The organism is Desulforamulus ruminis DSM 2154, assembly GCF_000215085.1.
Lineage (GTDB): Bacteria > Bacillota > Desulfotomaculia > Desulfotomaculales > Desulfotomaculaceae > Desulfotomaculum > Desulfotomaculum ruminis.
Genome location: NC_015589.1, coordinates 551,137 through 569,404, shown reverse-complemented (window position 1 = coordinate 569,404; position 18,268 = coordinate 551,137). Strand labels below are relative to the sequence as shown.

At 47.1% G+C, this 18,268-nt stretch carries 20 protein-coding genes and 3 riboswitches; of the genes, 8 read left to right on the top strand and 12 right to left on the bottom strand.

Going from position 1 to position 18,268, the window contains the following annotated elements:
• Nucleotides 1–118 precede the first annotated feature (118 nt).
• Nucleotides 119–826: a cytochrome c biogenesis CcdA family protein gene (locus DESRU_RS02815; RefSeq protein ID WP_238446351.1), complete on the bottom strand. Its 708-nt coding sequence runs from the start codon at nucleotides 824–826 to the stop codon at nucleotides 119–121.
• 181 nt (nucleotides 827–1,007) lie between these two features.
• Between DESRU_RS02815 and DESRU_RS21420 the strand changes: the two genes are divergently transcribed.
• Nucleotides 1,008–2,294 carry a 4Fe-4S dicluster domain-containing protein gene (locus DESRU_RS21420; RefSeq protein ID WP_013840615.1) on the top strand — a complete coding sequence of 429 codons (1,287 nt, stop codon included), beginning with the start codon at nucleotides 1,008–1,010 and terminating at the stop codon, nucleotides 2,292–2,294.
• A gap of 40 nt (nucleotides 2,295–2,334) precedes the next feature.
• Here the strand turns inward: DESRU_RS21420 and DESRU_RS02805 are convergent, their stop codons facing one another.
• The 3 genes from DESRU_RS02805 to DESRU_RS02795 form a co-directional block, all read right to left on the bottom strand.
• On the bottom strand, nucleotides 2,335–2,691 hold the full coding sequence (locus DESRU_RS02805; protein WP_013840614.1) for a DsrE family protein: 357 nt from the start codon (nucleotides 2,689–2,691) through the stop codon (nucleotides 2,335–2,337).
• Nucleotides 2,692–2,728: 37 nt separating this feature from the next.
• Entirely contained in the window at nucleotides 2,729–3,907 is a 1,179-nt protein-coding gene (locus tag DESRU_RS02800) for an aminotransferase-like domain-containing protein (protein ID WP_013840613.1), read from the bottom strand.
• Nucleotides 3,908–4,015: 108 nt separating this feature from the next.
• A complete protein-coding gene (locus DESRU_RS02795; RefSeq protein WP_013840612.1) occupies nucleotides 4,016–5,230 on the bottom strand; it encodes a M48 family metallopeptidase in 1,215 nt (404 codons plus the stop codon).
• 137 nt (nucleotides 5,231–5,367) lie between these two features.
• Between DESRU_RS02795 and DESRU_RS02790 the strand changes: the two genes are divergently transcribed.
• A complete protein-coding gene (locus tag DESRU_RS02790) occupies nucleotides 5,368–6,408 on the top strand; it encodes a glycosyltransferase family protein (RefSeq protein WP_187290606.1) in 1,041 nt (346 codons plus the stop codon).
• Nucleotides 6,401–7,090, top strand: coding sequence for a glycosyltransferase family 2 protein (locus DESRU_RS02785; protein WP_013840610.1), 690 nt, complete (start codon nucleotides 6,401–6,403; stop codon nucleotides 7,088–7,090). Before DESRU_RS02790 ends, DESRU_RS02785 begins: the two co-directional genes overlap by 8 nt.
• A 70-nt stretch (nucleotides 7,091–7,160) precedes the next feature.
• Here DESRU_RS02785 and DESRU_RS02780 read toward each other — a convergent pair whose 3' ends face one another.
• Complete coding sequence (locus tag DESRU_RS02780; protein ID WP_013840609.1) at nucleotides 7,161–7,709, bottom strand: hypothetical protein; 549 nt, start codon at nucleotides 7,707–7,709, stop codon at nucleotides 7,161–7,163.
• A 376-nt stretch (nucleotides 7,710–8,085) separates the two neighbouring features.
• Complete coding sequence (locus tag DESRU_RS02775; RefSeq protein WP_273483181.1) at nucleotides 8,086–8,997, bottom strand: NAD(P)-dependent oxidoreductase; 912 nt, start codon at nucleotides 8,995–8,997, stop codon at nucleotides 8,086–8,088.
• A gap of 172 nt (nucleotides 8,998–9,169) precedes the next feature.
• Between DESRU_RS02775 and DESRU_RS02770 the strand changes: the two genes are divergently transcribed.
• The 5 genes from DESRU_RS02770 to DESRU_RS02750 all read left to right on the top strand — a co-directional run bounded on the left by DESRU_RS02770 (nucleotide 9,170) and on the right by DESRU_RS02750 (nucleotide 12,619).
• A complete protein-coding gene (locus DESRU_RS02770) occupies nucleotides 9,170–9,580 on the top strand; it encodes a putative ABC transporter permease (protein ID WP_013840607.1) in 411 nt (136 codons plus the stop codon).
• Between the two features lie 125 nt (nucleotides 9,581–9,705).
• Nucleotides 9,706–10,398, top strand: a complete 693-nt coding sequence (locus tag DESRU_RS02765) for a heparan-alpha-glucosaminide N-acetyltransferase (RefSeq protein ID WP_013840606.1) — start codon at nucleotides 9,706–9,708, stop codon at nucleotides 10,396–10,398.
• Between the two features lie 222 nt (nucleotides 10,399–10,620).
• Complete coding sequence (locus DESRU_RS02760; RefSeq protein ID WP_013840605.1) at nucleotides 10,621–11,406, top strand: undecaprenyl-diphosphate phosphatase; 786 nt, start codon at nucleotides 10,621–10,623, stop codon at nucleotides 11,404–11,406.
• A gap of 337 nt (nucleotides 11,407–11,743) precedes the next feature.
• On the top strand, nucleotides 11,744–12,238 hold the full coding sequence (locus DESRU_RS02755) for a ferritin family protein (RefSeq protein ID WP_013840604.1): 495 nt from the start codon (nucleotides 11,744–11,746) through the stop codon (nucleotides 12,236–12,238).
• Between the two features lie 99 nt (nucleotides 12,239–12,337).
• Nucleotides 12,338–12,619 carry a hypothetical protein gene (locus tag DESRU_RS02750; RefSeq protein ID WP_013840603.1) on the top strand — a complete coding sequence of 94 codons (282 nt, stop codon included), beginning with the start codon at nucleotides 12,338–12,340 and terminating at the stop codon, nucleotides 12,617–12,619.
• Between the two features lie 80 nt (nucleotides 12,620–12,699).
• Here DESRU_RS02750 and DESRU_RS02745 read toward each other — a convergent pair whose 3' ends face one another.
• The 6 genes from DESRU_RS02745 to modA form a co-directional block, all read right to left on the bottom strand.
• Complete coding sequence (locus DESRU_RS02745) at nucleotides 12,700–13,158, bottom strand: hypothetical protein (RefSeq protein WP_013840602.1); 459 nt, start codon at nucleotides 13,156–13,158, stop codon at nucleotides 12,700–12,702.
• A 14-nt stretch (nucleotides 13,159–13,172) separates the two neighbouring features.
• The gene (gene pruA, locus DESRU_RS02740; protein ID WP_013840601.1) at nucleotides 13,173–14,720 is read right to left on the bottom strand and encodes an L-glutamate gamma-semialdehyde dehydrogenase; all 1,548 of its coding nucleotides are present in this window, start codon (nucleotides 14,718–14,720) and stop codon (nucleotides 13,173–13,175) included.
• 50 nt (nucleotides 14,721–14,770) lie between these two features.
• Nucleotides 14,771–15,187 (bottom strand): hypothetical protein, encoded by a 417-nt coding sequence (locus DESRU_RS02735; protein ID WP_238446350.1) that lies wholly within the window; start codon nucleotides 15,185–15,187, stop codon nucleotides 14,771–14,773.
• Nucleotides 15,188–15,239: 52 nt separating this feature from the next.
• Nucleotides 15,240–15,359, bottom strand: a riboswitch (molybdenum cofactor riboswitch).
• A 35-nt stretch (nucleotides 15,360–15,394) separates the two neighbouring features.
• Nucleotides 15,395–15,513: riboswitch (molybdenum cofactor riboswitch) on the bottom strand.
• 85 nt (nucleotides 15,514–15,598) lie between these two features.
• The gene (locus DESRU_RS02730) at nucleotides 15,599–16,288 is read right to left on the bottom strand and encodes an ATP-binding cassette domain-containing protein (RefSeq protein ID WP_013840599.1); all 690 of its coding nucleotides are present in this window, start codon (nucleotides 16,286–16,288) and stop codon (nucleotides 15,599–15,601) included.
• 14 nt (nucleotides 16,289–16,302) lie between these two features.
• On the bottom strand, nucleotides 16,303–16,974 hold the full coding sequence (modB, locus tag DESRU_RS02725) for a molybdate ABC transporter permease subunit (protein WP_013840598.1): 672 nt from the start codon (nucleotides 16,972–16,974) through the stop codon (nucleotides 16,303–16,305).
• 15 nt (nucleotides 16,975–16,989) lie between these two features.
• Entirely contained in the window at nucleotides 16,990–17,793 is an 804-nt protein-coding gene (gene modA / locus DESRU_RS02720) for a molybdate ABC transporter substrate-binding protein (RefSeq protein ID WP_013840597.1), read from the bottom strand.
• 177 nt (nucleotides 17,794–17,970) lie between these two features.
• A riboswitch (molybdenum cofactor riboswitch) is annotated at nucleotides 17,971–18,101 on the bottom strand.
• Nucleotides 18,102–18,268 lie beyond the last annotated feature (167 nt).

Genomic DNA, 18,268 nt, shown 5'->3' with positions numbered 1-18,268 from the left:
ATAAAAAGATTGCATCGGGATTAAAACACCGGGCAATTCTATCCTGTATCAGTATTTCCCTCCAGTCCAACAGTCTAAATCATTCTGTATTTCTTCCGCAGGTAAAATCTTAATCCTCTCAAAAGATTAAGTATGCGCTAAGGCGCGAAAATATATCCAGGAAGATGAACGCTCCCACCAGCATCAAAATCACTCCGCTGACAACCGAGATAACCGGCAGATATTGATTTAAACGGGATAAAGATGGAACGATCCGGCTAACAAAGAGGGCTGCCAGTAAAAAAGGAACCGCTAGACCCAGGGAATACACTGCCAGCAAGAGGATCCCCTTGGTTACAGTGCCGGACATTCCGGCGTAGACCAGTATAGATCCCAGTACGGGCCCGATACAAGGTGTCCAGCCTAGGGCAAAGGTAACTCCCAGCAGGACTGCCCCCACAGGGCCTTTCATATGCAGCCGGTGCTTAAGCTGGTAGGTTCTGTATAAAAATTGCCATTTTAGTATTCCGGTCATTTGCAAGCCCATGATAAAAATAAAGACTCCTCCTATTTTCGTCAGTAGGGCTTTATGGCCTAACAAGAATTTTCCGATATAGCTGCCGGTGGCACCCAGCAAAGTAAAAACCAGGATGAAGCCCAGATTAAATAATAAGGCCCGCCGGATCATCAATCCCCTGTTAATACCCGCCGTATCCGGTGATGTAACAGAAACTCCGGCCAGATAGGAAAGATAGCCGGGTACCAGAGGTAAAACACAGGGGGATAAAAAGGAGGCCACACCGGCGCTAAAGGCCAGATAAAGGGAAACAGTGGGCAAAGCAATCACCTCTCTTTATCATACCATGCTTTCCATCTCTGGTTAAAGATGGAATTCTATATCTAATTCACATTTATGAACCTCTCTTATAAATAAACCGAGCCTTTTAAATTTTACTTGACAAATCCTCGCATCACTGGTAAAAATAGGATCATTTGATTTTATCTATCCATTGTAAGGAGGCTTTCACTTGGGACACATTGTTAACCAGGACCGGGAATACCGATTGCTCCAACAAAGGCTGGATCTGTATGCCGAAGGCGCTCCTGCCTCTCCGGTTTTTATGAAAATATTAAAACTTCTCTTCTCTCCCGAGGAGGCCAACTTTGCCAGACAAATTCCCACCCGCCCGGTTCCCTTGGCGCAATTGTCCCGCAAATTGGGCCTTCCTGAAGACGAACTAAACGGCCGGGTCATGGAAATGGCCCGACGGGGACTGGTATTTGATATGGAATACGGCGGAGAGCGCTACGTAGTACTGGCCCCGGTGGTCATTGGTTTTTTTGAGTTTACTTTTATGCGCACCCGGGACGATCTGCCCATGGCGGAACTGGCCAAACTTTTTGAAGAGTATATGATGAAGGATGACCGTTTTGCCCGCTCGGTTTTTCAGGGCAATACACAAATTGGACGATCCCTGGTCCAGGAGGAAGCATTGCCCCAGGGAGATTATACCGAGGTACTGGATTGGGAACGGGCCAGCCACCTAATTCAGTCCGCCACCGCCGTGGGGGTATCTCTCTGCGCCTGCCGCCATAAAGCAAGCCACCTGGGAAAAGCCTGCGCCAGTCCCCAGGAAACTTGCCTTACCTTAAACGGCGGTGCCGAACTGCTGATTAAAAATGGCATTGCCCGGCGGGTTACTCATTCAGAAGGCATGCGAATTTTGGAAGAATGCAAAAAAGCCGGTTTGGCCCAAACCGGCGACAATGTGCAAAAAAATGTGGGTTACATTTGCAACTGCTGCGGCTGCTGCTGTGGTATGTTCCAGGCCTTGAAGACATTTAATATTCGCAATGCGGTTGTTACCTCCAACTGGATTATGAAAATCCAAGAATCCGCCTGCAAAGGCTGCGGAGCTTGTGTGAAAGCCTGTCCGGTAGGAGCCGTTCATATGGTAGAAGTAAAAGAGGGTGAGAGAATTCGGAGGAAAGCCGTCTGCGAAGAAAAACTTTGCTTAGGCTGCGGAGTGTGTTATGCAGCCTGCCGGTTCGGCAGCATTGCTTTGCAGCCCCGCCCCAGCCGGGTTTTTACTCCTGAAACCACCTTCGATAAAATCGTTGCTATGGCCATTGAGCGAGGTAAGCTGGCGGATCTGATTTTTGGCGACCCCGGCAGGCTGAGTTACCGGGCCCTGGGGCGGGTGGCCAGCCTGCTGGAAAATTCTCCTCCCTTTAAGGCTCTGCTGGCCATAAAACCGGTGCGTTCCGTCTTTCTGAACACCATTCTGTCGGGAGCCAAAAAATATACAAAATAAACAAAGAATCCCCGGACAGGGGATTCTTTGCCTGACGGCGCTAAATGGTTATTACTTTATATCCTTCTTTTAAAAACTGTGTCAATAGAAGTCCGGTATACTTAACCTCGATGCCCACTTGTTCCAGTTTGTTGGAAATACCGTAGCGGTCCGCGCATTCTTTACAGGCTACGACCTCCACACCCGTTTCCAGGATGCCGGCCAGGGAAGCCTGTAACTCCGCATCTGTGGAAAGCAGTCTGGCCGAAGGCCCCCACACCATTAAGCAAATGTCCTGCCACCAACCCTTTTTCTTGGCATTCAGCGCGTACATAAAAACCATTTTATCCGCGACCTCTTTGTCCCCATTGGTCCACAAAATCACCAGCTTATCCCGTTGGGCTAAAGAATCGCTCATTATCAAATTCCCCCTTGACCTATCTTTCAATACGGTTTTAAAGATACCGGGTTAAAAGACCTGCTAAACGCTCGATTCCTTCTTCTATTTGGGAAGGCAGGGAATTGGAAAAATTCAATCTCAGGCAATTGTGCCCACCCCCCTGGGCAAAAAAGGCCTCCCCGGGAACATAGGCAACCTTCTCCGCAACCGCTTCTTTTAGAAGCAAATCCGTCTTCAATTGCTGGGGAAGCGTCACCCATAAAAACATGCCACCCTCGGGTTCCGTCCAGGAAGCGCCTCGGGGAAACCGCCTGTCCATGGCCTCTAACATGGTATTCCTGCGTCGGCCATATTCATCCCGGATAGCCTGTATATGGCCTGTTACATCGTAGTGGGTAAGGTAATAATGCACCGCCTGCTGCACCAATGTTCCGGTATGCAAATCGGTGCCCTGCTTGGCCAGTACCAGTTTGGCCATTAATTCAGGCCCGGTCACAATCCACCCCAGACGTAAACCGGGGGCCACGGTTTTGGAAAAGGTACTGAGGTAAATAATCCGGTTTCCCTTATCAAAAGCTTTAAGAGGAGGGATGGACTCTCCCTGGTAGCGCAATTCACCGTAAGGGTCGTCTTCAATTAACGGCACCTGATATTTCTCCAGAAGTTCCGCCACCTGCCGCCGCCTTTCTAAAGACATGGTTTCTCCCGTAGGATTTTTGAAGGTAGGCGTAATATAAATCAGTTTGGGACGATTTTCTTCTAAAGCTTTCTCCAAGGCAGCCAGCTCGATGCCGCCGTCATCCGTTGGTACCGACACAAACTGAGCCTGGTAACTGCGAAAGACCTGTATGGCCCCTAAATAACTGGGACTTTCCACCACCACCCGGTCTCCGGGATCAATAAACAGTTTGGCCAGCAGATCCAGGGCCTGCTGGGAACCGTTGGTAATTAGTATTTCAGCAGGCCGGGTAGCGATCCCCTTTTTCTCCATGGCTGCCGTAAGATATTCCCGCAGCGGGAGATATCCCTCTGTGGTGCCATACTGCAGGGCAGAGGCATTGCCGCCATCCAGCACCCGTCCCAGGGCCTCCTTCATTTCCTCAAGGGGAAACATTTCGGGGGCGGGTAAACCTCCGGCAAAGGATATCACACCCGGCTGCTCGGTCACCTTTAAAATCTCCCGAATTACGGAACTCTTTATTTGGCCTACCCTCTCGGCAAAAGAATAAATCATAATTAACCCCCTTTATTAAGTATTTCAAACCAGTATAGGACCGGTAACCGGGGAAAACAATAGCCAATTGGTGTTATTTCTAACATCCAATTGGCCGGGGAGACCATTTTATTGGGCCCCTTCCTGCAGTATACGGATGCGGGTTAAGGCCGGAGGGTGGCTATAACTAAACCATTGGATAAAGGCCGGAGGGGATAAATCCGATAAATTTTTAGACGCCAGATTGATCTGCAGTCGGACTGCAGCCGGAGCATCGCCGGTTAGCCAAACCGATACCCTGTCCGCCTCCTTCTCCATATCCCGGGAAATATAATTCTGCAGCGGGCTGCTGATAAAAGAGATCAATACAAAGAATAACAGGATAACCGCCCAGGCCTGGGGCGGGTACCGGAGGGGCGTCGGGGGAAAGGTACCCCGCAGAACCAGGAATAACAGACCCCAAACCAAAAAATTTCCTAAAATCCCCAGGGTCAGTCCCTTAACAATATGCCCCTGGCGCCAGTGAGCCATTTCATGGGCCACCACCGCCTTGATCTGATCCGCCGGGTAATCCTTCAGCAAGGTATCGTATAAAACAATCCGCTTGGTGGCGCCCAGACCGGTAAAATAGGCATTGGCTTTGGTGGTGCGCTGGCTGGCGTCCATCACCAGGACCTCATCCACAGGTACGCCGGCCTTTTGGGATAATTCCTGTACCATGGAAATAATGGCGGGGTCCTTGGCAGGAACAAATTGATTAAACAGCGGTGAAACCAGTACCGGCCAAAGGTAACTTTGCAGGACCAACCAGAGTGAAACAAAACCGGCCCCCAGGAGCCACCAGATGCCGGGCCAGCGTCCCAGAATCCAGAACAATAAAAGAACGCCTAGGGCGGATAAAATCAGGTCCAAACCGGCGTACTTGAAGTAATCCAGCCACCAGGAACCTAGGGTTTGGGTGGAAAAACCCCAGCTTTTCTGCAAAAAGTAGCTGCTGTAAAGGGTAAAGGGCAGCTTCACCAGACTCAACATCAACCACAGAGATACAAAGAATACCAGAATTCCTCCCCAATAGCTGCCTCCGGCCAACTGCTGGGCCCAACGGGCAAAGGCCATTCCCCGTCCGCTGAATACCAACCAAAGCAAAAAGAGGATTTGCACCATGAATCCGGTAATAAAAAGCAATCTTTGGGTCAGGTTATACTCCCGCCCCGCCGCCACCTGTTCCGCACTGAAGTAGCGAAAGACCTCCGGCTGAATCCGCCCGGGAAAGAGGCTGTACCAGAGGTAAAGCAGGCTGAAGACAGCGGTAATCAGGATTAATAACGGCCAGATGGCATTCATACGAGCTTGCAGTTTTCATCCCCTCCTATCGATCTAGCGGTATCCTATTATATGGCCTTGTCCCAGCGCTTATGCAATATAAGGTGTAAGCCCTGTCATTTTACTGTCTGCTGTCTCATATTATAACCTGAATTCATTTGAAGGGTGATGATTCTTTGGTTCCGGTAATTGTATACCCGCCAACGGTGGATTGGGATTATTTGCATCAAAGGCCCCAGCAGTTGCTAAAGGCCCTGTCCCGGTGCGGCTGCCCTTCTGTATTTTGCAACCTGAATCTTGAACACAGGCATACTGCCGGATTTCAATCTGTGGACGAGAATCTGATACTGGCCAACCAGGTTGATCTGCCGGAAGCGGTTCAATATGCAAAACAGGTCTATCCCGGTTATCCGGTGGTCATTTATTATACCTCTCCTTTACAGGTGCAGAATATCCACCCGGCGCAAGGGGATCTGGTTGTTTTTGATTCCATTGATGAACCGGTTTGTGAGTTTGCCCACTGGTTTCCCAATTATGATCAGGCTGTAAAAAAAGCGGATCTGGTCATTGCTTCGGCCCGCTCTTTGGTCAGCAGGGCCGGTTTCTATCGCGGGGATGGCGCTTTTCTGATACCAAACGGCTGTGACTACGAGCATTTCAGCCAGGCTCAAACCAGGCATACGGTTAACGAATTTCCTTTCACCACAGGGAAGCCCTTGATCGGATACATTGGGGCCATGGCTACCTGGCTGGATTGGCCACTGATTGACACCCTGGCCCACCGGTTGCACAATTATGAATTTGTATTTATCGGTCCCCTGCATTTTGGGAAACCTCCGGTCCAGGCACCCAATGTTCATTACCTGGGACACAGAGAATACCGAGACCTGCCCTTTTATTTAAGCAATTTTTCCTTTTGCCTGATCCCTCTTCGGCTCAACCAGATGACTGCCGGTGTCAATCCAATTAAGTTTTGGGAATATCTGGCCAGTGGGATTCCCATCCTCAGCACAGAACTGCCGGAAGTAGATCCGGACTATGTGGTCACCATTCGTTCAGAAAGCCTGCCGGATATAAAAAGAATTAAAAGCAAAAAAGGCAAAGAGGACCGTATTGCCTTGGCCAGGTTAAACTCCTGGCATGAACGGGCAAAAAAACTGCTTACATTAATACAAGGAGAGTTAAAAAAACATGGATAAAGTGGCCATTGGTTGTGTGGTGCGCGACCGGGCCTGGGTATTACCGGAGTACCTCCAGGCCCTGCAAGAAATTTCCTACCCGCATAAGTTATACTTGTTCCTGGAAAACGACAGCAGGGACAATACCAAAAAAATTCTTGAGGAGACCACTCTGGACGCTGAAAAAATTATTTATTCCATCAACACGAGAAGTCCCCATGGCATACGGGAACAGCATTCGGCTCATCAATTTGCCAATCTGGCTTTCCTGCGCAATCAGTTTATCGAACGTTTTTTGGAAACCGACGCCCATTACCTACTTTCGGTAGATTCCGATATCATTGTGCCGCCGACTCTCCTGGAAAGGCTGCTCTCCGGGGGCCCAAAGCTTATCGTAGGTGCAGCTATCTCCAATGTCCCCGGTCAAAGGCTCGACGGAAGATCACCAGGCAATTTTTTAATTTACCGGAACGGCTTATATATTCATCCTCCTACCTATCCTTTACAGGGATATATGGATGTAGACATAACCGGCGCCGTCTATCTCATCCCCCGGCAGGCTCTGGAAGATGGTGTACGTTATGGTCCTCACCCCTTGGGAGAAGACGCACCCTTTTGTCTGCAGGCCAGGAAAAAAGGTTACACTTTGCGGGTCCTTTTGGATTTGCAATGCGATCATCGCATGAACCGGGACTTTGCTTAAAAAATAAGGTCTTTACTCCTTTTTCGGAGTAAAGACCTTACCAATAAACGGCAATACTTTTGAGTCTAAATTAAATCTCATCTTCATCCCTGCGGATTCTTACAGCTTCAGCAATGAAGGTTACGGGTCCGGCAGCCGCACTAACAGTTCCTGCGGCAACACCCGCAGGTGTGACCAGCGGCGGTGTAAGAATGATGTTGCTGGCTCTTAAAGTGTAGGTATCAATGCTGGTGCTGGACAACCCGGTTAAGTTGGACAGGTCGAAATGCAGCATATTTACTGTTTCAAATGTGGTGGAAGCTGTTGTAAACAGCAAACCAAGGGGTAAGCCAGCCTGTTCTGCGGTCTCAGTTACACGGTAAATGGGAGTTCCATTTAGCAAAAATTCAAAGGTAATCTGGGCAAATCCAGGAACCGTGGCAATAACCGGTGTGATCAGAGGAGTAAAGGTAACGCTGAAATTAATTACCGCCTGCAAAAGAACAGCGGGGCAATCCCCCTGCACGGTAATGCTGGCCAGGTCCACCGAACCTCCGTTAGGCAGAAGAATACTACCTGGAGTTAAAGCCGCTTGCTCACTGACAAAAACTCTCTCAATGGGTCCAAAACGAATCGGCATACAAAACTCTCCTTTTCTAAAAATTTCATCCCGGTTACTACAACTCTTTAGTGTTTTAACAGGGCTTTTTAAAAATCCCTTTCAATCCCCCTATTTGCTTTAACCCTGTGACACCCGAACCAATACAGTAACCAGCCGTATTATATCGTATGAAACCAAATTATGGATTGTTACTGACCACCAATGGATTTGAAGAAATTTTTCATAGTCAGTTAATGTATCATATTAAACCCGTCGATAAAATATGACCCATAAAAACATTAAAATCATGGATTTATTTTAAAAGGAATCGGTCGTGCGTGATATGCGGCAAAAATAAAAGACGGTTCTTAACTTTGAACCGTCCCTTTGCTTAAATTTTTTACTACCGTAATTCTTACCGGTTGAGCAATTTATATAGCGCCTGTGTTCCGCTGTCCTGGTCTCCCTGGGCTGCTAGTTTTTCGTATAAGGATTTGGCCAATTCCAGTCCCGGGGTCCATAACCCCATCTCTTTAGCAGAATCCAAGGCAATGTTCATGTCTTTGATAAAATGTTTAACGTAAAAACCCGGAGCAAAATTGCCGTCAATAATTCTAGGTGCCAGATTGCTGAGGGACCAACTGCCGGCAGCTCCGGTCTCAATACTCTGCAAAACTCTTGCAGGATCCAGTCCCGCCCTTTGGGCGTAAGCCACCGCTTCACATACCCCCATCATGTTGGAAGCAATGGCAATTTGGTTGCACATTTTGGTATATTGACCGGCACCGGCATCTCCCTGCAGCACAATGTTTTTACCCATTATTTCCAGAATGGGCTTTATGGCCTCAAAGGCGGCAGCATCCCCGCCCACCATAATAGCCAGCCGGGCTTCCCGGGCACCGACATCCCCGCCGGAAACCGGGGCATCCAGGGCCATAAGCTCCCTTTTCTCAGCCTTTTCATAAATCTTTCGGGCCAAAGATGGAGAAGATGTGGTCATGTCAATTAAATAGCTGCCGGGTTTGGCGTGACGAATGACTCCCTCATCGCCAAAATACACCTCTTCCACATCGCTGGGGTAACCCACCATGGTAATGATAACATTACACCCGGCAGCCACTTCAGCCACAGTGTCCTTCCAAAGAGCTCCGGCCTGAATGAGTTCTTCCGCTCTGGCCTTGGTACGGTTATATACGGCAACCCTGAAGCCCCCTTTGAGCAAGTGGCCGGCCATACTCCTGCCCATCACACCGGTTCCAATAAAACCAATCACGGTGTTTTCCCTGGTCAATAACATGACGTTTTCCTCCCAACTACAAGAATTAATCGTCTATTGGTTCTAATTTTAATAGAATTCTCCCCAGGACCCATTTGATCCTTCCTGTCATTTCGTTATCCTGTTCTAGAATATTTTGCAAGCTAACACCAAAATATTTCTTTGATCCAAATACAAAGAAAGGCGGAGCATATTTGCCCCTGGACTGCAGCATAATAGCCCTATGACACAGCGATTTCTGATTTATGGAACCTTAGGCTGGGGAATGGAAATCGTATGGACCGGCTTGCTGTCCGCCTTTGCCGGGGATGTGCGTTTAACTTCCACCACTTATCTGTGGATGTTTCCCATTTACGGTCTGGCTGTTTTTCTAGAACCCCTCCATGACAGTATTCGCCATGGCCCCTGGTGGCTGCGGGGATTCATTTGGGTTGCCGCCATCTGGACCATTGAACTTAGCACCGGAGCCCTCATTAAGGTCCTAACAGGAGCCATTCCCTGGGACTATTCCGGGTCTTCCCCCTGGCAGGTGGGCGGGCTTATCCGGCTGGATATGGCGCCCCTGTGGTTTGGCGTGGGATTCCTCTTTGAGCGGCTCCATGATTATCTGGTAGAAACCCTGCAAATTAACTAGGTTGCTGCCCCTCCCGCCGTTTCTTTATGCTGTTTAAAGCAATTTCCTCCACCCGGACATTGATTTTCCGCATTCTAACAATTATAGTTAGCATAATAACCTGTTTTTGTAAAGAAGGTAAATCTATGCTAAATGGAAAGAATCCTTCTCGTATCTGGGAACTGGATTTTTTTCGGGGTATCGCCATCCTGCTGATGGTCTTTTTTCACTTCATGTACGATCTGGCAGCATTTTATGACGTACAGATTCACTATGAACAAGGCATCATTTATTATACCGGCAAAGCCGCAGCCTGTTTGTTTATTTTTATTGCCGGTATCAGCAGTTCCCTAAGTAAAAATAATTTGAAACGGGGGGTTATCCTCCTGTTCCTGGGATTTGTTATTACTCTGACCACCGCTGTGGCCGTACCGGGCTCGAACATTGTATTCGGTATCCTTCACTTTCTAGGCGTTAGTATCCTTTTATATCCCCTGTTTAAGCATATAAAACCGCTGATTTTATTTTTTATGGCAACTTTGATTATCTTGTCCGGACGGTATCTATCCGGCATAAACGTCCCGGTTAATTTTCTGTTCCCCCTGGGACTTGTAACAGAAGATTTTTATTCGGTGGACTTTTATCCCCTTTTTCCGTGGTTCGGTCTCTTTCTTTACGGCGTGGCCTTCAGCAGATGGAAGTATGCGGCTAAACAAAGTCTTTTCCCCTTTACCCTGAATAATTCTTTACTGGTTTCAGCCGGGCAACATTCACTGATCATCTACCTCATACACCAACCGGTTCTTTTACTGCTCCTTTACCTCTTTTTCCATTTATAAGAGGCGTACCCCTTATAAATATGGCCTCCCATGGGTAAAAGCCAGGATGTTAACCGGCTGCCGGGAACAAGCATAAAACGTCCTTTTCTTTAATAACCTCCAGTATATGGGGCTTAGATGCCCATGATCTTAGAAAAATTAAATATTTTAAGCTATGGGTATACTTTTTTTGTTATAATAGGGTTGTTTTTTGAAACAGACTATTGATACCGGAGGGTAATTATGGAAGAATTTTTTAAAGCTGTCATACTGGGAGCTGTTCAGGGGTTAACCGAGTTTCTGCCGGTGAGCAGTACCGGCCATTTGTTGTTAGGCAGAAAATTGATGGGCCTCTCCGAAGCAGGTTTATTTCTGGATACTATGCTGCATCTGGGAACCCTCTTGGCCGTGGTGGTTATTTTCTGGCAGGATATTATCTATATGATTAAAAATCCCTTCAGCAAGCTGACCCTTTTGATTCTGGTGGGCACCATTCCAACCGCCATCATTGGTCTAACCTTTGAGGATTTTTTTGAGGAAATTTCCAAAACAGGAGTCACGGTGGGATGGGAATTTTTAGCTACCGGCATCATCCTCTGGGTGGCGGACAACGTGAAAAAACAAGGGACCAAGAGTATTGAACAAATTTCCTTCTTTGATGCGTTTATCGTGGGGACCTTGCAGGGTGCGGCCATCCTTCCGGCCATTTCCCGGTCCGGGTTGACCATTGCCGGCGCCTTGTTCCGGGGTATTAACAAACAAGCTGCCGCCCGTTTTTCCTTCCTTTTATCTTTGCCGGCCATTCTGGGGGCCGTGGTGCTGCAAAGCGCTAAATTGGTGGGCGGGCAGGCCGAATCCATCGGATTTCTCCCTTTGCTTGCCGGAACTATTGCCGCCGCCCTTTTCGGTTATATCGCTGTTAAGTGGATGCTGGTGATTCTCCAGCGGGGTTCTTTAAAAATTTTCTCTATCTATGTATGGATTCTGGGCGTAGGAATTCTGGCGGCACAATTTTTAGGTAAGTTTTAGTTAAGTCCTCTATGGATAAAAAGATTTAATGCCACATTTACTAAAGAGAGCAATCTATTAAAAAGTAGAATTTCTAAGCAAGTTAAAGATTTAAAAAACGTTTCAGTAAGAATGAACTTTTAAACAAAAAGATTTTTTAAATCCGTGTCCATCCGTTTAATCCGTAAAATCCGTGTTCCGTTCTCTTGCTTTGAACATGGATTTCGGATTTCCATCTATTGGCACGGATTTTTTGATTTTTTTTATTAGGAGTTAGTTAAGACTTTTTTCATCTGTGTAATAGATATTTGTCTTATTTTATTGTTACACTAGGAAAAAGTCTTAGGGGGTATAGAAAATGACAACTGGTTGCTCGGAGGAATTATCGAATATTAAATCAGCCATCTTAAATGAGCATGAAGGCCAGCAGTTTTATCAAATGGCTGCGGAGAAGGCAGATGTTCAGGAAGTAAAAGAAATTTTCCTCAGTCTGGCTGAAGAAGAGAAAAAGCATGAGCAATATCTACGAAGTCTTTATGACTCTGTGCAAAGCAACAACGTAAACTGTCCCGATATTTCCTTCCAACCCGGAGTTCCGGTAATCTTTGATCCGGCTAAGCTCTCCAAGGAATCTCCTTCTTTACTGGTATCCGCCCTGTCCGTGGGCGTTATGATGGAGGAGGCCTCCATAGAGTTTTATAAAGAGGCGGCTCAAAAAACAAACAATGATCATGCCAGAAGGCTGTATCTAGAGCTGGCTCAGTGGGAAGGCCAGCACTATCAGGCGCTGGAAGAAGCCTATGATTTTGCCTGGGATGAATGGTGGAGTAAACAAGGATTTTCTCCTGCATAAATACCTTCCCTCCCCTTGAAGTGATCTTGCGGTGATGAAAATCATTACGCATAAAAAATTACTCGGAAAGCAACATTAAAAGAAAGAAAGGAGGAAATCATGCATACGCTAAGTCATTTAACAGAAGCTTTACACCAGAAAGAACAGGCTCTTATCCAGTATGTACGATACATGAGAGAAGCCCAGGACAGCCACAACGAAAACATGGCCGCGCTCTTTGCCGACCTGGCCAAGGCAGAAGAAAAACATATTGCCGTCATCCGGGATCAAGTGGCCAAATCCTCGGCACAAACGGACCTGTTAAATCAGTATGAAGAGGTCAATCAATATAATTCACAACATTCCACCTATGAGGCATCCTCCGAACATTCTATGAATTAAACCGGTTACCGAAAAAAAGTCCCCCTGGGGCTTAACCAGGGGGCAGGCGCGATTTATATACATTACAATAAAAAATAACGTTATTGGAGTACTTTTTCAGATCGACTGTTCCGAAAGCTTATAAAACTGTTAATGATCTGTTCAAGTACAATTTCCTCCAGCGTCCGGAACATGACGCTGTCTAAAACATGCTGAGCCACACCGGGAAACACCCCATTTAATTCCGGTAGATCCTTCACCGGCTCAGGCAAGAAGCATACATTGGATAAGGTTGCCGTAAACATCCCGTGATCAAAGGAAGCCTTCGTCAATCGCTCCAGGTAGGGAGACTTCCTTAAGGTCTCGGTGTAATAGCGAAATAACCTTGCTGCCAAAACTAAAATTTGTTGTTCATTGAGTGCAAAGCCTAGTTTGTAATAGGCCCCACAGACGCCTGCCGCACAGGCAAAGATGATTTCTCTTTCCAGCCAATCATCCGAGGAGCGAAGGCTCCTCTCCACAAGGACAAGAAAGCTTTGCAGTTCGTCATTGGCTTCCATCTAAGAGTCCTGGATTAGTATTTTTCAGATATGGCTTTGGCTTGGCTAAACAATAACAGATAATCCCTGCCCCCAGCCTTGGAATCGGTGCCGGACATGTTAAAGCCGCCAAAGGGATGGACTCCCACCAGAGCACCGGTGCACTTGCGGTTAAAATAAAGGTTGCCTACGTGAAATTCCCGGGCAGCTCTTTCCAGGTTGGCCCGGTTCCGGGAAAATACCGATCCCGTAAGACCATATTCGGTGCCATTGGCAATATCCAGAGCGTGGCTAAAATCCTTCGCCCGGATAACCGCCAGTACAGGACCAAAGATTTCCTCCTGAGCAATGGTGGCATTGGGGGGAACATCCGTGATCACCGTGGGCTGTACAAAATAACCGCCCATATGCTCCAGGGTCTCTCCACCCACCTGCAGGGTACCTTCTTTTTTCCCGATTTCAATATAGGATTTAATTCTCTTCAAAGAATTACTGTCCGTCACCGGTCCTACCGGATAATTATCTACGGCCGGTCCCACGGTCAGTTTTTTGGTTTTATCAATGACTAACTCCACAATCCGATCATAAACGTCATCTAAAATAATGGCCCGGGAGCAAGCAGAACATTTCTGTCCCTGGAAGCCAAAAGCAGATGCAACAATAGCCGCCGCCGCTTCTTCTAAGTCGGAACTGCTGTCCACAATGATGGCATCCTTGCCGCCCATTTCCGCCACGACCCGTTTTATAGCCTTCTGTCCAGGGACCATTTTGGCTGCCAATTCGCTAATTCTTAATCCCACTTCCTTGGAACCGGTAAAATTAATAAAACGAATTTGGGGACTGCTCACAAGATAGTCTCCAATGGCTCCCCCGCTGCCGGGCAAGTAATTCACCACTCCGTCGGGCAAACCGGCTTCCTGAAGGATTTCAATAAATTTAGCTGCAATAACAGGAGTATTGCTGGCGGGCTTAAGCACCACCGTATTCCCTGTCACAATGGCGGCAGCGGTCATGCCCGCCATGATGGCCAGGGGGAAATTCCAGGGAGGAATTACTAACCCTACACCCAGCGGTATATATTTCAGTCTGTTGTCTTCACCGAAAATCCGCACCAGGGGCTGCGGTTCTGCCAGACGGCACATCTCCCGGCCGTAAAACTCTAAAAAGTCAATGGCTTCGGCCGTATCCCCGTCTGCTTCGGCCCAGTTTTTACCGGCTTCAAAAACCATCCAGGCGGACAGTTCCATCTTTCTTCTTCTCATAATCGCCGCAGCCTTAAAAAGATAGCGGGCCCTCTCCTCAGGCTTTACTCTGGACCATCTGGCAAAGGCCTCCTGGGCACTTTCCAGAGCCAATTTAGCCTCCTGCAGGGATGCCTTGGCTACATAGCCAACCACCTGATCCGAGGCTGAAGGATTGAGGGAAATAACTTCTTCACCGGTCTCAACGGCTTTGCCGTTAATAATAAGGGGATAACGGCTGCCTAATTTAGCTTTCACTTCTTGCAGTGCCTTCTTAAAACTGTCTGCCACCTTTTCATTGCTAAAATCTAAAAAAGGTTCATTTTTGTAATCTGTTAGCATTTATTCACCCCGTCTATATTGTTAATAGTGTGGCCAAACCGCAACAGTACTTACGCTCTGTTTTGCATCTTGGTCTGGTACCTGTAAATCAGCTTGTAATTCTTCTTATATTGAACTACATAAATTCCGGGCCTGGGATATACCGGGGAATCCAAATAAGTGTAAAGAAGACGATTGATGATTTGCTGCCGCCCGGCAGCTACCGGCATCCCTGTTGGATAATAAAAAGAAACGACCATCCCCCTTTGGCCAAATAGCCTTTCATCTCTGACCAGCCACCCTTCATCAGCCATCTGGGAAAATTCCAAATACATGTCAAAAACTCGCTCAAAGAAACCGCCCAACGCCATGGCAATGGCACGGATTTCCCCTTCTCCCTCACTATAATAACCAATGGCTTCCCCAGGATAAAATGAAACCAGTAGCTTGCCAAACCTTTCCATAGGCCAACCGCCTTTCTTAATCAACAGGGCTGGTTCGTGTTTTTCAGGAAAGCAACACAAACCAGCCTGTAGATAACAGGCGGGAAAATGCTCTCCTTTCCAACAGGGAGGCTAATCCATTTCCAGATTAACCCTAACGGCCAAAATACCTTGACATAAATGTTTTAGGTAGGATGGCTCGGAGAAAATTATATTAAATTAAAAAACCGCACGAGGTGCGGTAAAAGACACAAGAAAAACACTTACCATCCTTTCCGCACGGGAGGCTTACCCGTTTCCAGATAAACCCTATGGGCCTGGGAACCATAATCTGCCATCCCAGGTTCCAAGGCTCGGAGGTAATTCGTTGAGCTTATTTATAGTTTATTCTACATGGATTGCATTAATCCTCTTTGTAAAATTAAAATACAAATTATTTTTTATGTGGATCGTTTATTACAAATCTTTAGACGGAAATGTTGTGGCAACACTCCGGCATCTTAATAATTCTTTTACCTCTCCCTTTTCCATGGAAATAATCTGATCCCCTAAAAATTTTGCTTCTTCCTCGTCGTGGGTTACCAGAACAAAAGGGATTTTCCATTGACGGTGCAGATTTTTAAGCTCCTGTCTTAAATTTAACCTGGTTTCTTTATCTAAGGCGCTGAGGGGTTCATCCAACAACAACAATCGGGGCTGAACCGCCAAAGCCCTGGCCAGGGCCACCCGCTGCCTTTCTCCCCCGGAGAGCTGCCTTGGATAGCGGTCCATGAGATGTCCTACCCCAAAGGAATTAAGCAGTTCTAAAGGGTCCAGGGTTTTTGCCGTTTTCTTCTTGGTACTGTTAAGTCCGTATAAAACATTTTTCTTTACCGTCATATGGGGGAATAAAGCATAGTCCTGAAAAAGGTAGCCGATATTTCTAAGCCTTGTGGGAATATTGATTTTTTCCTCGGAGGAAAAAACCACCTGATTATTTATTTTAACAAAACCGGATGAAGGGTTGCGCAAACCCGCCAGGCAGTGTAAAACCGTTGTTTTTCCGGAACCGGAAGGACCCCACAGCACGACAATCTGGTTGCTGACTTTTAGTTCAACTTGTAAGTTAAAGTGCCAAAGTTTTTTGTTAATAGAGGCTTCCAACATTACATCACCGTACTTTAATAATTTTGCCTTTTAGCCCACCGGTTAACCCAGAAAATAACTAAGAAACTAAATACCGTTACAATGGCCACCAGGGTTCTGGCGGTAGCGTCGTCTCCGGCGTCCACTGCAAAGAAAATGGCCACCGGGATGGTGGAGGTTTTTCCCGGGATGTTTCCCGCCACCATTAGTGTAGCGCCAAATTCACCCAAAGCCCGGGCAAAGGAGAGCACCAATCCGGCTACAATTCCCGGCCAGGCCAGGGGGAGGGTGATGGTAAGAAATATTCTTACCTCACCGGCTCCCAGGGTCCTGGCGGCTTTCTCATAATTTACGTCTACACTTTTAAACGCAGCTTTGGCACTCTGGTACATTAACGGGAAAGCTACCACGGTAGCAGCTAAAACAGCCGCCCACCAGGTGAAGATTAAAGAAATTCCCATATTGGCCAGGATTTTACCCAGAAATCCGTTCTTACCAATCAGCATAAGCAGGCCGTAACCAATCACCGAAGGCGGCAGCACCATGGGCAAGGTAATGGCCGCTTCCAGTAAGTCTTTTCCGGGGAACTCCCATCTGGCCATAAGGCGGGACAGAGGCAGCCCGAAGAGGATGACAATAATGACTGCGATGAGTGCCGTTTTTAAGGAAAGTAATACAGGAGACCAGTCAGACAGTTCTATAAACATCTTAATACCATAGGGTTACTTTATTGGTTTAAAACCATATTTTTCAAATACCTGGGCTGCCTCATCGCTGGACAGGAAAGCTGCAAAATCCTCTACAGCTTTTTGCTGTTTGGTGTCTTTAAGAATGGCCATGGGATACACAATGGGTTTATGGGAGTCTTCCGGGGCGGCAGCAACCACTTTAACCTCCTGGCTGATCAGCGCATCGGAACGATAAACCAGACCGGCATCCGCATTACCGCTTTCCACATAAGTCAACACCTGACGCACATCCTTGGCCAATACCAGCTTAGGCTGAAGTTTATCCCAAAGCTGCAGGTTGGTCAAAGCTTCCTGAGCGTATTTCCCTGCGGGAACAGACTCAGGGGTGCCAATGCCGATCTTACCTACTTCCGGTTTGGCCAGATCCTCAAAGCTGGCAATCTGGCTGTCTTTTCCGGCTACCAATACCAAATCGTTGCCCAGCAGGTCCTTACGGGAACCCTCCACAATCAAGCCTTTTTCGGCCAGCGCATCCATTTGGCTTTTGCCGGCAGAAATAAACAGGTCGGCCGGAGCCCCTTCTTCAATTTGTTTTTGCAAGGTGCCCGATGCGCCAAAATTATAAGTAATAGCTACCTCCGTATGTTGTTTCGCATAAATACCCTTTAATTCTTCCGCAGCATCCTTTAGGCTGGCGGCTGCCGATATGGTCAGATCAACAGGTTCCACTTGCGCATTTGAATTTGCATCGTTATTTTCTTTCTGTCCACCGCAGCCGGTGATAACCAAAAGGGTTAACATCATCACCGCCAGCCATACCACTATTTTTCTTTTCATTTTTTCTCCTCCCGTCATCTTTAAATATAGAATGAACAGCCGAGCCTTCAAATATCACATCCTTTCATCTACCGTCGGCAGCCTGTTTATTACCTGCGCAGACACAAGAAATCAGTGCTAATCTTAAAAAATAAAAAACCGCTGCATTTTCTGGCAGCGGCACTTCATTGGCGCTAAAAAGTATGCTATTGTCTTCCTTTCTTGAAAGGAAGGGATCAACGTTTCCGTTCAGATCCTTTGGGCCGCATTGCCCGACAAATATCCCCTGGCCATGCTTTAGGAACATCTGCTCAAAAGCCGGTCAGAAAGTAACCAACCGCCTGACCGCAATATTTATACAAAATTTCAACATTACTTACTTAATAAAATAACAAAAAATTCACTTTAAAGCAACACATTAGACAATAGTATACAAAATATTTACTATATGCGTCGCAAGCATAAATGCAGAAATAAAACAAAGGCTAAGTGCGCC